Here is a 15,711-nt window from a genome sequence, read left to right as displayed (position 1 = left end):
TGTCCCGGATCCCGGGGACGGATTCCAAATCAGGATGTTCGTTAGCGCTCACACGCCTGCACGGGCGCATCGGCAGCCGTGGGCGGGGCGGCGGTTTCGTCGTCGAAGGTGATCTGCTCCGCCCAGAACACCGGGCCCTGGGTGCAGGTCTGCACGTTGCCGCCCGCCTTGGCCGGGTCGGGCCACTGCTCGGTGGTGCGGCACACGCAGCCCAGGCACGCGCCCACGCCGCAGGCCATGCGCGTTTCCAGCGAAAGCTGGGTGCGCACGCCGTATTCCAGCGCGAACGAGCGCACCGTGCGCAGGAAGGGGGTGGGCCCGCAGGCCAGCACCAGCCCGTTCTGGTCGCGGAATTCGCGCATCCGGCGGCCCATGGTCTCGATGAACCGCGAAAGGTCCTCGGGGCCTTCCTCGTGGTGGCTGTCGGCCATGATCTTTTCGTTGATGCTCTCGAAGGGGTAGCACCCCAGCGGCATGCGGTGGCCGAAGTCCATCCACAGGTTCCACGGCTTGGGGTGGGTGTGGGCATAGCCGATGAACGGCGCAATGCCGATGCCCCCGGCCAGCATCAGGGTGGGGGTGTCCGGCTCCATGGCAAAGGCGTTGCCCAGCGGCCCCCACACGTGCACCATGTCGCCGGAGCGCAGTTGGGCAAGACGGGCAGTGCCGCGCCCCACCACCTGGAAGAAGATGACCAGGTCGCGCGCGCTGATGCGGCAGATGGAGAAGGGACGTGCCCACAGCATGTCCAGCGCCCATCCGGCGGGGCGCAGCATGACGAACTGGCCGGGCTTCCAGTCGGCCCACTCGGGGCGTTCCAGACGCAGGGCGAAAAAGCGGGCCTCGCCTCCGGTCTGGCCGAAGGGAACGAGGTCGAGCACCTTGAGGTCGGTGCAGGCGGGTGTGTTCATGGCGATGATGGTGTCCTCGAAAAAAATGTGGCCGCGTCGTAGGCAGCCGGGGTACGGGCGCACCCCCCAGACGGGCCGGACGGGAACCGCGCGTGCCCCCCGTGCATACGGGTGTAGTCGGCGGCGCGGGCGGGGTCAAGCGGTGCGAAGTGGTGCGGGGCCGCGCAGGTGGCGCGGATGCGCAATTTCGGGGCGAGGGGGGGGAGCGGGCTCCGCGCTGCCGTCAGCGCGCCCTGCGCCCATCGCCGGAAAACCGCACAGGCCATTGCAGTTGCCATGCGGGCGTTCTATGGTTAGATGCACTGCTCCCCGTGCGGCCACCGCGACGCCATCCGTCCCCGCCGCCATGTTGCCCCCGGTCAGCCGGATCATCTGCATCAGCTGGCCAGCCCCTTTCGCGGCCATACCCGGCCTTTGCGCCCGGCGGGCAACCCCCACGCATATTTCATCCCCCTTGCGGAGAATCATACATGCCCAGCAAGCCTTCACGCCCTGCATCCGGCCCCAAGGGTGGTGCCGCCACGGGCAAGCGCCCGGCAGGTCAGAAAAAATCCGGCAAGCCCGATACGGGCGACGCCCCCCGTTCGCGCGGGCGTGACGACCGCCCGGCCCGCCCGGCCCGTAAGGGCAACGACGCACAGACCGAACGCGAAGACCGCCCCCGCCGCCCGCGCCGGGAAGACGGACAGGACGCCCCCAAGCCCACCGGCCCGCGCGGCGGCAAGCGCCCCGCTGCGCCTCAGGGCGGGCAGCAGGGCAAGCCGTCTGGCCGAAAGCCCGACAAACGCACGGGCAAGCGGGACAACGACGACTGGACCACTGATCCTCGTGGCGGCGACCGTCATGACAGCCGCCGTGAAGACCGGAAAGACGACCGCTCCGGTGCCCGCCCTGATCGCTCTGCCCGCCCCGCACATCCGACCCGTCCGGCTCAATCGGCAGGCAAGGCCGACGAATTCGTGGACAACCGCGCCCCGGAACGCGAACATCACCGCACCCGCCTGAGCGATGCGGAACTGGCGGAACTGCTGCCCCCCAGCGTCACCGCCGGGGCTGACGCATCCGGCAGCGCCGCGCCCGCTCCGGCGGCCAGCCTGCGCACGCCCGAAATCCTTGCCCCTGCGGGCGACATGCAGGCCGCGCTGGCCGCATTCGCCGCCGGGGCCGACGCCGTGTACCTGGGCCTGAAGCACTTTTCGGCCCGCATGCAGGCAGAAAACTTCTCCACCGGCGAGTTGGCCGCGCTGACGGACCTGGCCCATTCCGAGGGCCGCCGCATCTACGTGGCCATGAACTCCATGCTGAAGCCCGGCGATCCCGGCGCGGCAGGCCGCCTGGTGGCGCGCCTTGCCCGTGACGTGCGGCCCGACGCGCTCATCGTGCAGGACCTCGGCATGCTGGACATCGCCCGGCAGGCCGGGTTTACGGGTGAACTGCACCTGTCCACGCTGGCCAACATCACCCACCCCGCCGCGCTCACCGTGGCGCGCGACCTGGGCGCCAGCCGGGTGATCCTGCCGCGCGAACTGAACATCGACGAAATCCGCGCCTGCGGAAACGCCTGCCCGGACGATCTGGACCTGGAATTCTTCGTGCACGGGGCGCTGTGCTACTGCGTGTCGGGCCGCTGCTACTGGTCCAGCTACATGGGCGGCAAAAGCGGCCTGCGGGGCCGCTGCGTGCAGCCGTGCCGCCGGGTGTACCGCCAGAAGGGCCGCGAGGGCCGTTTCTTCTCGTGTCTGGATCTTTCGCTGGACGTGCTGGCAAAAACGCTGCTGTCCATACCGCACATGGCCTCGTGGAAGATCGAGGGCCGCAAGAAGGGGCCGCACTACGTGTACTACGCGGTGTCGGCCTACCGCCTGCTGCGCGACAACCCGGACGACCCCAAGGCCCGCAAGCAGGCCGAGGACATCCTTGAAATGGCGCTGGGCCGCCCCGGCACCCATTCGCGCTTTCTCCCCCAGCGCGGCGACGACCCCACTGCCCCCGGCGAGCAGACCAGTTCCGGCCTGCTGGCGGGCAAGGTGGGCCAGACGCCGGAAGGGGGCATCTTCTTCAAGCCGCGCTTCGAACTGCTGCCGCAGGACCTGCTGCGCATCGGGTACGAGGACGAATCGTGGCACACCACCCTGCCGGTGGCCCGCCACATCCCCAAGGCGGGCACCTTCAACCTGCGCCTGCCGCGCCACAAGACGCCCAAGTTGGGCACGCCGGTGTTCCTCATCGACCGCCGCGAGCCGGAACTGACGCGCGAAGTGCGCAGTTGGCAGGCCAAGCTGGAACGCCACCGCAGGGGCGGCGGCGAAGGCGGCGCGGTGGACTTCACGCCCAGCTACCCCGCCCCCGGCAAGCCTGCCCGCCCGCTGGACGTGATCCTGCGCGGTTCGCTGCCGCATGGCCGCGAGGGCAAGGCCGGGGTACGTCCCGGCACGGTGATGGGCCTGTGGCTGTCGCCGAAAGCCCTGCGCGAGGTATCGCGCACGCTGTACCCGCGCATCTCGTGGTGGCTGCCGCCGGTGATCTGGCCGGACGAGGAAGCCCAGTGGCTGCGCATGGTCCGCGAAGCCACCCGCGACGGCGCACGCCACTTCGTGCTGAACGCCCCGTGGCAGGTCGGCCTGTTCGGGGATGCGCACGCCCGGCGCGACCTGGTGCTGACCGCCGGTCCGTTCTGCAACACGTCGAACCCGGCGGCGCTGGCCGTGCTGCGCAAGCTGGGCTTTGCCGCCGCCATCGTCAGCCCCGAACTGCCCGGTGAAGACATCCTGGCCCTGCCGCGCCAAAGCTGTCTGCCGCTGGGCGTGGTGCTGTCCGGCTACTGGCCCATGGGCGTCACCCGCCACCATCTGGAGGGGCTGAAGCCGGGCGAACCGTTCAACAGCCCCAAGAACGAGGTGTTCTGGGCGCGCCGCTACGGCCAGAACACCTGGATATACCCCGGCTGGCCGCTGGATATCGAGGACCGCCGAGGCCAACTGGAAGCCGCCGGGTACACCCTGTTCGTGCGCATCGACGAGCACCCGCCCCTGACCGTGCCCGAACCTCGGCGGACCAGTCCTTTCAACTGGGACATTCCGCTGCTGTAGCCAAATCGGAGCTTCCGCCCGTTGGCGTCGTCAAACGCCGCCTCCCATTTCGGTCGAATACGATAAGAGTATACTCCCTCATGGCAGGCGGCGTTTTCCTCGCCAACGAACGAAATCTCCGATTTGGCAGTCCTGCCTGCATTGAAGAAGCCCTAGCCCGCCATTAGACAATGAGGGCGGAAGGTATACGACCTTCCGCCCTCATGCTGCATCCGTACTTACCCGAACAGCCGCGCCAGATGCGCCCTGTACCGTTCGCAATCTTCCTCGATGCGCGGATTCTTGATCACGTCGTGGCAGCAGAAGGTTTGCAGCGGCGTCATGCCGAAAAACCGGAAATTCATGTGCGCGGGAAAGAACAGGTCATCCACGGTCTTGCCGCCGAACAGGTACTGACCGGCATCGCCGAAGGCCTCGGCGGGCGCGTTGAAGGTCAGCGAAAGCATATACTGCTTGCCGTGCAGCGACCCGCCCGAACCGTACTGCAACTCCGGCGCGGAGCGGCTGCGGCCATCCCCCTTGCACAGCCTGCCATCGGTGCCCGTGGAATAGACCAGGTCCATGTACTTCTTGCAGCTCCACGCAAAGCCCATCCAGTTCACCGGCGACTGCACGATGATCCTGTCCGCCCACAGGTGGCGGTCGATTTCCGCCGCCACATCATAGGGTTTCGCGGTTTCGGTCACCTGCACGGCGTGGCCCAGCCCTTCCAGCGTGGTGCGTGCCAGTTCCATCAGGTGGCGGTTCAGCCCGCCGGGCGAATGGGGATAGGGCTCGTGCCCATTGATGATCAGCACGTTCATGGCAACCTCGCTAAGCTGTGCGCCCGCCCGCAGAAACAGGCTGCCGGATGTCGGGCGCGGTTTGGTCACTATTCCCTACATACCGCGCCGGGCATCATGGTCAAGCAGGCACTTTTTGGTGCGTGTAATGACCGCCGCCACACGCCCCCATCTGATACTGCGGATTCCCCCACGCATTCTGCGCCGCTGCTCATCGCACGCAACAAAAGACGCCCCCTCCGGCAGGTAGGGGGCGTCCTGTTTCGCGCGTCCGGGCTTCAGGCGGACCCGTAGGCGCGTGGCGGTCGAATGGGGTGAACGTTACGGTACCAGCGAGGGGCCAAGGCCCATGGCCACGCCCAGCACCGCACCCATCAGCACGGCCAGGGCCAGACGCACCAGCACGGGCGGGCGTCGGTCTGGGCGGGGCTGAATAAGGGCAAGGGCAAACATGACATGCTCCGTAAGGTTGCGGAGGGATGGAGCGGGCGGTCGGGACCTTCCCGAACCGCCTGTCGTGCTCCACCTGTCCGTACGCACCAACCGGCCACAGGGGCCGAGTGCATGGTCTGGACGCTACGGCGCGCCGAATGATATGTCCAATTCGAATTTTCTTATAAATTGATATGCAGGAGATATTGATAATGGAGCTGCGCCAATTGCGCTACTTTCTGGCCGTGGCCGAAGAACTGCACTTCGGGCGGGCCGCCCGGCGCATGCATGTTTCGCAGCCGCCGCTCAGCCAGCAGATTCAGGCGCTGGAAGAGGAACTGGGGGTACGCCTGTTCGACCGCACCAGCCGCACGGTGCGGGCCACCCCGGCGGGCGAGGCCCTGCGCGACGACGTGCGCGACCTGCTGGCCGGACTGGACGCGGCGGTGGAGCGGGCGCGCGGCACGGCGCGGGGCGAGCGGGGGCGGCTGCGACTGGGATTCGTGGTCAGCGCGGCAGCCACGCGCTTTCCGCAGGCGGTTGCCGCCTATCGGGAACGCTGCCCAGACGTGCGGCTGGAACTGCGCGAAATGGGCACCCTGCTGCAACTGCGGCGCATCGAATCCGGGGATCTGGACGTGGGCCTGCTGCGCAATCTGGACGGCCTGCCGGAGGGCTTCGACCACGCGCCGTTCCTGCACGAGCCGCAGGTGGTGGCCCTGCCCGCGCAGCATCCCCTGGCCGGGCTTCAGGTGGTGCCGCTGGCCGCACTGGCCGGGGTGCCGCTGATCCTCTACCCGCGCCGGGTGTTTCCGGCGGCGTACGACGCCATCATCGCCGCATGCAGGGCGGCGGGCTTTTCGCCCCGGGTGCCGCAGGAAGCAGTGGGGCTTAATACCCAGCGCGCGCTGGTGGCGGCGGGGGTGGGCGCGGCCATCGTGCCCGCATCCGCCCGCAGCGAACCGCGCGAGGGCGTGGTGTACCGCGACGTGGCCGCAGGCAATGGGGGTACGGGCGATGCACCCGGTCTGCCGGACATCCGGCCCGGCCTGCCCGATATCCGTCTGGATCTGGTATGGCGCGCCGGACGCGACGACGCCCTGCTGCGCGGCTTTCTGGACGTGGTGGGAAAATTCAGCGGGCAAGACAACGCCGGCGAATCAGCAGACGATGACACCGTACCGCCGTTCACGGGGCATTCGAATGGTACGGACCGAGAAGACACGGAAGGGGATGGTGCCGCAGACTGAAAGAGCCGCAGTGGCGCGCGAATCCGCCCCGCCTCCCTGCGGATGGTGCGACCTATCCGCCCAGCCAGAGCACCAGCGGCGGCCAGAAGGTCACCAGCAAAAGGTCGGCCAGCAGCACCGCCAGCAGGGGCATTATGGCCCGGCTGATGGCCGACAGCGGCGTACGGGCGATGGAACACGACACCACCAGGCACACCCCCAGCGGCGGGGTCAGCATGCCGATGGCCAGGTTCACCACCACGATGACCCCCAGGTGCACCAGGTCGATGCCCAATGCGGGCAGCAGCGGCACCAGCACCGGCACGAACAGCAGTATGGCGGCGGTGGTTTCCAGAAACGCGCCCACCACCAGCAGCAGCAGGTTCACCAGCAGCAACAGCGCCACCCGGTCTCCGGTCAGGGACAGCAGGCCACCCGCAATGGCCTGCGGCAGCCGTTCCAGCGCCATCACCCATCCGAACAGTGATGCGGCGGCGATGATCAGCATGACCACGGCGGACGTCACCCCGGCGCACAGGGCCAGACGCGGCAGATCGCGCCAGCGCAGTTCGCGGTGGACGTACAGCCCCACCAGCAGGGCGTAGGCCACGGCCATGGCCGCCGATTCGGTGGCGGTAGCCACCCCGCCGATGATGGTCCCCAGGATGATGGCGGGCGCACCCAGCGCCCATGCCCCGGAGCGGACGGCGGGCCACAGGGCGCGCGCGTCGAAGCGCCGTTCCGGCACCCGGCCCGTGCGCCGCGCCTCCACCACGCACAGGACCACCAGCGACATGCCCATGAGCAGCCCCGGCAACAGCCCGCCCGCAAACAGCCGCCCGATGGAGGCCCCGGTCAGCGCACCGAACACGATCATGGGGATGCTGGGTGGAATGATCACCCCGATGCATCCCCCCGCGGCCTGCACCGCGCCCGCCAGCGGGGCCGGGTAGCCGCGCCGGATCATGGCCGGAATAAGGATGGACCCCACGGCAGCCGTATCGGCGGCGGCAGAGCCGGACACCCCGGCAAAGAACATGGCCGACACCACCGAAACAGCCGCCAGACCGCCCGGCAGATGGCCCACCAGCGCATCGGCCAGGGCCACGATGCGCCGCGAAATGCCCCCGGCGGACATCAGTTCGCCCGCCAGCATGAACAGCGGCACGGCCAGCAGGGGAAAGGAATCGGCTCCGGCATACAGCCGCTGCACGGCCAGCATGGGTTCCAGCCCGCCGGGCATGGTCAGCCCCTTGGCCAGCACGGCGGCAAAGGCCGCACCGCCCAGGGCCACGGCCACCGGGGCGTTCAGCGCGAACAGCAGCACCATGCCGCCGAACAGGATCAGGGCCACCATGTCAGCGGCCCTCCGGGGCAGGGGCCTTCATGGTTGCGGAAGACGGCGGGGCGGCAGCGTCTCGTCCCGCGTCACGGTCCACATCACGATCCGCGTCACGATCCATATCAGGGCCCGTCATGCCGCACGGCAGCGAGGCGTCGCCCATGCCCTGCCCGGCACCACCGGCACGACCTGCACCACCGGCAGCAAAGGGCCACAGGTGGGCCAGCAGGTCCGCCAGTCCGTGCAGGGTCAGCAACGCCCCGCCCACAGGCACGGCCACAAAGACCACGGCCCGCGACACGCCAAGCGCCGCCGTCTGCTGCGGCAGCAGAAACAGGGTAAACCGTGCGCCATGCCAGGCCACGGCGGCGAAAAAGGCCACGCACAGGCACAACACCAGCAGCCGCGCCCGCCATGCCCACTCCGGCGAAAAACGCGCCACCAGCGCGTCCATGCCGATGTGCGCCCGCCCCCGCCAGGCCACCGAAGCGCCGATGAAGGTCAGTTGCACCAGCAGGGCGCGGCCCAGTTCCTCCGACCAGAACAGCGAATTGTTGAAGGCGTAGCGAAACACCACCTGCGCGATGAGCAGCCCGGCCATGACCAGTGTTGCGCCGATCAGCCAGACGCGGGCCACGGCGTCGCAGCGCGCGGACACGGACAGCAGCGCCCGGGTGGCGGCAGGGCCGGGGCCACGGCCCCCGCCATTGCCCCCTGCCCCGTTGGTTCCGGTCACGTTGTCCCCGAAAACGTCGTTCCCGGACACGTCGCTCCCGGACACGTCGCTCCCGGTCCCACTGCGCGGGGACGCGGCTTCAAGGGTGCCCGGCGCGGGCGATGCGGCAGTGCCTCCCGCCGTCATTCCGCCCCCTGACGCCCCACCGCCGCCAGCACGCGGGCCAGCATGTCGCGGGTGCCCGGCTGGGTGAACATGGGGCTCTGGCGCAACGCGTCGGCACGGGTCTGGAACGAATCCAGGTCCGGCGCATCCACCACCTGCATGCCTGCTTCGCGCAGTTGGCGCAGATAATCGGCGTCCTTCCGGCGGTTGTAGTCCCGCTGGTACACGGCGGCGTCGGCCATGCACTGCATGACCAGCGCCCGGTCCGCCTCGGGCAGCCCGTTGAACCAGGCCAGGTTGGCCAGGTCCGCGTGGGCGGAATACACGTGCCCGGTCAGCGAAAGGTATTTCTGCACCTCGGGCATGCGGTATTCCGCGATGACCCACAGGGGGTTTTCCTGCCCGTCGATGGTGCCCTGCTGCAATTCCGCATAGATGGGCCAGCCCATGGGCGTGGGATTGGCGCCAAGGGTACGCCACAGTTCGCGGTGCAGGGTGGATTCCAGCACGCGGATCTTCAGGCCGCGCACGTCGTCCGCGTTGCGCACCGGGCGCACGTTGTTGGTCAGATGCCGAAAGCCGTTCTCGGAAAAGTGCAGCCCCTTCAGGCCCACCCGCTCCAGCGCATCAAGCAGCGACCTTCCCACCGGCCCGTCCAGCACGCGGTCCGCTTCTGCCGCATCGCGGAACAGGAAGGGGTAGTCCAGCACCTTCACCTCGGGCACGAACGGGTCCAGCACGCCCAGGGTGATGATGGCCAGCTGCACGCCGCCCAATTGCAACTGCTGCAGGATTTCCGTCTCGGTGCCCAAGGTGCCGGAATGGTGCACCACCACCCGGTAGGCCCCGTGCGAGCGTTCTTCGAGCAACTGCCGGAACCGTTCGGCGCAGACGTGCTGGGCCGAACCGGGGGTGGTCACCACGGCCAGGGTCAGTTCCGTGGGCGCGGCGCAGGCGGGGCGGGGCCAGCCAGGCAGGATGGCCGCCAGGCAGGCCAGGGCCAGCCCAAGGGACGCGGCAAGGGGGCGTCCCCGGCGGCAGCAGGACAGGGCAGTCATTTGCGGACGAAGGGCATGGAGGAAACGGAGCGTGCGAAGGAAACGATGCATGGCAGTCCTCAGAAGGTGGCGGAAGGGAAAAATCGGCGGCGGGGGCACGGCGGAAAAACCGCGGCCCCGCATCGGAAACCCTGCGGAAAGCGCACGATGCCGCAGCGGGAATACCATGCCGTCACAGGTTGAAATACCGATAGCCGTATGATAAGCATGCGATATTCACCCTGCGGGAAAGGCGCTCCTCGGCGGGCCCCACACACAGATGGTCGTCGGGCTGTCTCCAGGCCGCTGCCAGACCTGCGGGGGCGCGCACCATAGCCGCTCGCACGGCAGGGTTCAACCCCCGTCGCGCCCCGCTGGCCGTCCGGCCACCCGGCCCGGCCACTGTCTGCCTGACCACTGTCTGCCTGACCACTGCCTGCCTGGTCAGTCACGCCGGACATTGCAATGGGCGCAGCCTAGCACACAACGCCGCAACGCGCACCCGCGCCCGTACGGCGGGTACGGCGGGTGCGGCGGGCTCAGCGGACACGGAACGCGGCAGCGCACAAGGGCCCCCACAGCGGGGCCCGCCCCACCGCCCACCCTGCCCGCACGGCGCACCACGCATCGCACCTGCCGCGACACACCAAAAGGATTTCCATGACCGAAGGCAACCTGACCCACCGCGACCTCGCCCGCCTGCTGGGCGTTTCCGAAACCACGGTCAAAAGCTACCGCCGCAAGTTCCCGGACTGCATCCCCGTGGCCAGCCAGGGCAAGCCCATCCGCTTCACGGCGGAGGCGGCGGCGGTGTCCCTGCGCATCCGCGACCTGTTCGAGATGGGCATGTCGGTGGAAGAGGTGCGCGCCCGCCTGGCCGCCGAGTTCGTGTGGATAACGCCGGAAGCCCCTGCCAGTGACGACCGGGACGATGCGGAATCCGCCGAACCCGCCGCACCTGCCACCTCGGCCCAGCCCGCGCGGGTGGAACTGCCGCAGGACTTCACCCTGGCCGTGAGCAACCTGGCCAAGAGCATGGTGGGGCTGACCCAGCAGCAGAACGCCATCCTCAAGCGGGTGCAGCACATCGAGACCCTGATCACCGCGCTGGCCCCCGTGTCCGGTGATGGAAGCGTACCGGGCGCGACTGGCGAAACTGGCACACCGGGCGCGACCGGCTTGCAGGGCCGCCCCGCCTGGCTGGACGAGGCGCAGGCGCTGGCCGCGCGGTTCGAGGCCCTGCTGGGCGCCGTGGCCGGTCCCGAGGGCGCTGACGCGGGGCACCCCGCATCCGTGGCTGCGCCCCGCGCCCCGTCCTCCGCCCCCGCAACGCCGGAGAACCCCGCCCCCGCGACACCTGGCGGCGAAGCAACCGACGCCGAGGCCGACGCCGCTCTCGCGTCCTCCGCCCCCTCTGCCCTTTCCGGCGGCCGGGTGGTGCCCTTCCCCGGCGGCATGGCCGTCCCGGCGTCCGACGTCCCCAACGGCCCCACCTCTCTGGACGCCGCCTTTCCCGCGCCGCAGGATCCACCGCGCCACCTGCTGGCCCTGCCGCTGGTGGTGCAGTCGCCCCAGGGCGAATTCCTGGGCGTGGCCGGGCGGGCCCGTGGCCGCTTCTGCATCAACGACCTGAAGGCCATGCTGGCCTTCGCCTTCCAGCCGCCGGACAATTACGTCCTGCGCAGCGAACCCGCCGAGGACGGCGGTTGGTGGCTGACCCTGGAGCAGCCGCAGGCCGAAACCCCGTACGACGTGGTGCTGCTGGTGGACGAATCGGTTACCCCGCGCGGCAACCAGGTGGCCGTGGTGCGCCGCTACGTGGCCAACGGCGTGGAAAGCCACCCCACCGAAATCTACGGCTTCCTGCGCGCGGTGCAGGGCTAGGGCCTGCCGCCGCCCCCATGTCGGCAACACGCCCAGGCGGCGCGAACTGCGCCGCCTGCTCCGGCGTATTCCGGTAAGCACGCCTTCACGTCTTGCATCGCAACGGGATATCGCGCATGGACCTGGCGGGCGCGCGGGCGCCCGCCGCATCATGCCCAGGCCCGCAAGGCGCCTTCCACGCAATACGCCACGCGGCCATGCCCGCACGACAAAAGCCCATGAAACTCCCTTCTCTCAGCCTGCGGGCACGCTTCGCCCTGACCTTCGCGGGGCTCATCCTTGTCCTGTCCGTCTGCCTCGGCCTGTTGGTGGGGCACCGGTCCGGCCAGCTGGTCCGCGCCCGGATCGGCAGCATGCTGTCCGAAACGGCCTACCAGATGGCCGACAAGCTCGACCGCTCCATGTGGGCGCGGAGCGGCGAAATCAACATGCTGGCGACACTGGACGCCCTGCGCAAACCCGACGATACCCGGTCGGTGCGCGCCCTGCTCGACCAGTTGCAACACGCCCTGCCCATCTTTTCGTGGGTGGGCTTCACCGATGCCTCGGGCCGCGTGCTGGCGGCCACCGGGGGCGTTCTGGAAGGCGTGGACATTTCCGCGCGGCCGGTGTTCGCCAAAGGTTCGAAAGCCCCCTTCGTGGGCGACGTGCACGATGCCGTGCTGCTGGCCAGACTGCTGCCCAATCCCTCGGGCGAACCCATGAAGTTCGTGGACATCAGCGTGCCCGTGGCCGCGCCCGACGGCAGTCTGGCCGGGGTGCTGGCCGCCCACCTGAGCTGGGAATGGGCACACCAGATCGAGCGCACCATTTTTCGTTCACAGCGGATAGACCAGAGCATCGAGGTGTTCGTGGTGGCCGCCGACGACACCGTACTGCTGGGCACCTCGCCCGCGCCGGGCACCCCGCTGCCGCTCGATGTCGTGGCCAGCGCCCGCACGGGCGCCGTGGGGTGGAGCGTGGAACGCTGGCCCGACGGCCAGGACTATCTGACCGGCTACGCCACGGGCGCGGGCTTCGAGGATTACAGGGGCCTCGGCTGGACGGTGCTGGCCCGCCAGCCCCTGGCCAGCGCCCACGCGCCCGTGCGGGCGCTGGAACACGACGTGCTGGTCGCGGGCCTGCTCATGGGCCTGCTGTTCGCCGTCATCGGCTGGTTCGTGGCCGGGTCCGTGGCCCGGCCCCTGCGCCTTCTGACCCGGGCCGCCGACCGGTTGCGCAACGGCGGGCACCAGGAAATTCCCGAACTGCGCGGCGTGCCCGAAATCGAAGTGCTGTCCGCCTCGCTGCGGGGCATGGTGGACGCCCTGACCCACAAGCAGCACGCCCTGGACCACATGGAAGCCATGGCCCTTAACGACAAGCTTACCGGGCTGCCCAACCGCCGCGCCCTGGAACAACACCTTGCCCGCGCCGTGGGCCAGTCGCGCCGGGGCGGTAGGGCGCTGACCCTGCTGTTCATGGATCTTGACGGATTCAAGGCGGTCAACGACACCCTGGGGCATCAGGTGGGCGACGCACTGCTGCGGCAGGTGGCCGAGCGGCTGCGCGACTGCCTGCGCGAAGGCGACGTGGTGGCCCGGCTTGGCGGCGACGAGTTCGTCATGGTACTGCCCAGTGCGGAAGACCACCCCCGCGACGGCGCCCTGCTGGTGGCCGACCGTGTCGTCCAGGCCCTGGGCAGGCCGTTCGCCATCGCCGGGGAACTGGTGCACGCTGGCTGCTCGGTGGGCGCGGCGGTATGGCCCCTGGACGCGGAAGACGTCCACGAGGTGCTGCGCCTTGCGGACACCGCCCTGTACGCGGCCAAGCGCGCCGGGAAATGCTGCGTCGTGTTCCACGACAGCGAGTCCGCGTGACGGATTTCCCCCCCGGAAGAGCGGACGGAATCAGGCATGTTCCCCACGGGCGGCGACGCGCAACGGCACGCCCCCGGCACCCTGATCGACACGCGGGCCGACACACGTTCGACGAATTGTAACATCCATGTGACGGGCGCGACACGGACCCGCGCGAGACAAGGATGATGAAACAGTACTCCCTGCGCAAACGGCTCGTCGTGGGCACCTGGCTGCTGCTGATCGTGGCGCTGCTGCCGCCCTATCTCTATTTCGACAAGACCCTGCGCCGCGACGTGCTGCTGGAGGCCAAGGCCCGCGCCGCCGAGGACGTGGACACCACCTACTGGCTGCTGCGCGAGCACCCGCGCTTTCCCTCGTACCGGCATCTCAACGCCTGGGTCACGGAATTCTCCCGCCGCACCGGCACCCGCATCACCTACATCGTGGACGGCCACGTCATGGCCGATTCCGACGTGCCGTACGAGCGCCTGTCCACGCTGGAGGACCACGCCACCCGGCCCGAGGTGGTGGCGGCCCGCACCGGCGCGCTGGGCACCGACGTGCGCTTCAGCGCCACCCTGGGCAAGGATCTGATCTACGCCGCCCGCAAGGTGGACGGCATCGCCGGGCTGGACCCCGGCACCCTGCGCCTGGCCCTGCCCCTGTCGGTGGTGCACGACCGGCTGGACCGCATGGAAAAGGGGCTGGTGTGGGCCTTCCTGTTCTCGCTCATGGCCAGCGGCGCGCTGGGCCTTCTGGTCACGCGGCCCCTGCTGCGCGGCATGGAAACCATGGCCATGGCGGCCCAGGCCATCGGCCAGGGCGAATACGGACGCCGCATCCGCGACATACCGGGCCGCGAGCTGAGGCCCCTGGCCCACGCCATCAACGGCATGGCCCACAACATCGAGCAGCACCTGCACCAGTTGAACGAACAGAAGGGGCGGCTGGAGGCCGTGTTCAACGGCATGCACGAGGGGGTCATGGTGCTGGACGCCGCCGGGCGCATCGAGTCCATGAACCGCGCGCTTACCGCCATGTTCACGGGCATCGGCAACAAGCTGGGGGCCACCCCGCTGGAAGCCACCATGAAACCGGAACTGCAGCGCATGGTGGATGAAATGCTGGTTTCGCCCAACGCGCGCGGCACCAGCATGCAGGCCGACCTGGGCGAGGGACGCGCCTTCGAGATTTCGCTGGTGCCCTTCCGCGATGCCTCGGGCCAGCGCATGGTGCTGGTGTTCCACGACATCAGCGAGCGCGAAAAGCTGGAGCACATCCGCCGCGACTTCGTGGCCAACGTTTCGCACGAGCTCAAGACCCCGCTTACCAGCATCAAGGGCTATGCCGAAACGCTGCTGGAAGGGCCGCCCGCCTCGCGCGACCAGATGTCCGCCTTTTTGCGCACCATCCTCAAGAATGCCAACCATATGACCAAGATGGTCAACAGCCTGCTGGTGCTGGCCCGTTCGGAGCACAAGGGCGACAAGGTGGCCCTGACCGGCGTGGACGCCGCGGAGGTGCTGCGCCAGACCGTGCGCGAACTGGAGCCGGTGGCCACGCGCAAGGACATCACGCTGGAAAACGGCGTGGGGGCGGGCCCCCTGGCGGTGCTGGCCGACCGCGACGGACTGGTGGAGGTGTTCCGCAACCTGCTGGACAACGCCATCAAGTACAGCCCCCCGCAGACGCGGGTGGCCGTGTCCGCCACCGCCGCCGACGGCAGGGTGACCCTGTGCGTGAGCGACCAGGGACCGGGCATTCCGGAAAAGAGCCGCGACCGCATCTTCGAACGTTTCTACCGCCTGGACCGCGACGGCGACGGCGCCAAGAACGGCAGCGCGGGCCTGGGCCTGGCCATCTGCCGCCGCATCGTCATGAGCCACGGCGGGGACATCTGGGTGGAAAGCCCGCTGGATGCCGTCACCCGCACCGGGGCCGCGTTCTTCGTGATGCTGTTCGCCCCCCGGCCCGAGGACGAAGGGCTGGACGAAAACGGGCCGGATGATGACGGAATGGACGGTGGCGGAATGGACAGCGCCCCGGCTACCCCGATTACCCCGGACACCCCGGACACCTCGGCAATGCTGCATGCCGCTGCGGCCACGGAAATGGACGCCGCGGCCGACGATTCGAATACGCCGGAAAATGACGGGGCAGGCGGCCCGCCCGACCCGTCACCCCGGGCGTGATCGCCGGATTCGGCCCGCACCATTCCCCGGATTCAGTCCGCACCGTTCCGCTGATGGCCTTTGGCCGCCTTCACCGGACTTCGCCGCAGGAAAGTGCGAAGACAACGCGCGGGCGATGGCAACAGAAGAGA

11 protein-coding genes are annotated in these 15,711 nt (G+C 69.1%); 5 read left to right on the top strand and 6 right to left on the bottom strand.

The features are described 5' to 3' along the window. Positions 1–41: 41 nt before the first annotated feature. Entirely contained in the window at positions 42–911 is an 870-nt protein-coding gene (locus DESTE_RS11265; protein WP_035070203.1) for a dihydroorotate dehydrogenase electron transfer subunit, read from the bottom strand. Between the two features lie 959 nt (positions 912–1,870). Between DESTE_RS11265 and DESTE_RS11255 the strand changes: the two genes are divergently transcribed. Then, a complete protein-coding gene (locus DESTE_RS11255) occupies positions 1,871–4,000 on the top strand; it encodes a peptidase U32 family protein (protein ID WP_156925443.1) in 2,130 nt (709 codons plus the stop codon). Between the two features lie 218 nt (positions 4,001–4,218). Here the strand turns inward: DESTE_RS11255 and DESTE_RS11250 are convergent, their stop codons facing one another. Together DESTE_RS11250 and DESTE_RS18575 are read right to left on the bottom strand one after the other, a co-directional pair. Continuing rightward, positions 4,219–4,872, bottom strand: a complete 654-nt coding sequence (locus DESTE_RS11250; RefSeq protein ID WP_245590821.1) for an NAD(P)H-dependent oxidoreductase — start codon at positions 4,870–4,872, stop codon at positions 4,219–4,221. Between the two features lie 231 nt (positions 4,873–5,103). After that, entirely contained in the window at positions 5,104–5,235 is a 132-nt protein-coding gene (locus tag DESTE_RS18575; protein WP_281172054.1) for a hypothetical protein, read from the bottom strand. A 191-nt stretch (positions 5,236–5,426) separates the two neighbouring features. On the opposite strand from DESTE_RS18575, the gene DESTE_RS11245 reads away from it, so the two are divergent. Then, a complete protein-coding gene (locus DESTE_RS11245) occupies positions 5,427–6,464 on the top strand; it encodes a LysR substrate-binding domain-containing protein (RefSeq protein ID WP_035067695.1) in 1,038 nt (345 codons plus the stop codon). Positions 6,465–6,516: 52 nt separating this feature from the next. On the opposite strand, the gene DESTE_RS11240 is transcribed toward DESTE_RS11245, so the two are convergent. From DESTE_RS11240 to DESTE_RS11230, 3 genes are all read right to left on the bottom strand, one after another. Then, on the bottom strand, positions 6,517–7,800 hold the full coding sequence (locus DESTE_RS11240) for a TRAP transporter large permease (protein WP_035067693.1): 1,284 nt from the start codon (positions 7,798–7,800) through the stop codon (positions 6,517–6,519). A 1-nt stretch (position 7,801) separates the two neighbouring features. Then, the gene (locus tag DESTE_RS11235) at positions 7,802–8,521 is read right to left on the bottom strand and encodes a TRAP transporter small permease (protein WP_245590820.1); all 720 of its coding nucleotides are present in this window, start codon (positions 8,519–8,521) and stop codon (positions 7,802–7,804) included. Positions 8,522–8,643: 122 nt separating this feature from the next. After that, a complete protein-coding gene (locus tag DESTE_RS11230) occupies positions 8,644–9,684 on the bottom strand; it encodes a TRAP transporter substrate-binding protein (RefSeq protein WP_051384430.1) in 1,041 nt (346 codons plus the stop codon). A 639-nt stretch (positions 9,685–10,323) separates the two neighbouring features. Between DESTE_RS11230 and DESTE_RS11225 the strand changes: the two genes are divergently transcribed. The 3 genes from DESTE_RS11225 to DESTE_RS11215 all read left to right on the top strand — a co-directional run bounded on the left by DESTE_RS11225 (position 10,324) and on the right by DESTE_RS11215 (position 15,580). Continuing rightward, complete coding sequence (locus tag DESTE_RS11225) at positions 10,324–11,547, top strand: MerR family transcriptional regulator (protein ID WP_051384429.1); 1,224 nt, start codon at positions 10,324–10,326, stop codon at positions 11,545–11,547. 218 nt (positions 11,548–11,765) lie between these two features. Then, positions 11,766–13,406, top strand: coding sequence for a sensor domain-containing diguanylate cyclase (locus DESTE_RS11220; RefSeq protein WP_035067692.1), 1,641 nt, complete (start codon positions 11,766–11,768; stop codon positions 13,404–13,406). 167 nt (positions 13,407–13,573) lie between these two features. Then, positions 13,574–15,580, top strand: coding sequence for a sensor histidine kinase (locus tag DESTE_RS11215; protein WP_245590819.1), 2,007 nt, complete (start codon positions 13,574–13,576; stop codon positions 15,578–15,580). The last annotated feature ends 131 nt before the right edge of the window (positions 15,581–15,711 follow it).

Origin of the sequence: Nitratidesulfovibrio termitidis HI1, from assembly GCF_000504305.1 — a bacterium.
Lineage (GTDB): Bacteria > Desulfobacterota > Desulfovibrionia > Desulfovibrionales > Desulfovibrionaceae > Cupidesulfovibrio > Cupidesulfovibrio termitidis.
Note: the sequence above shows the minus strand (reverse complement) of the source record. Positions and strands in the feature narration are given on the sequence as shown.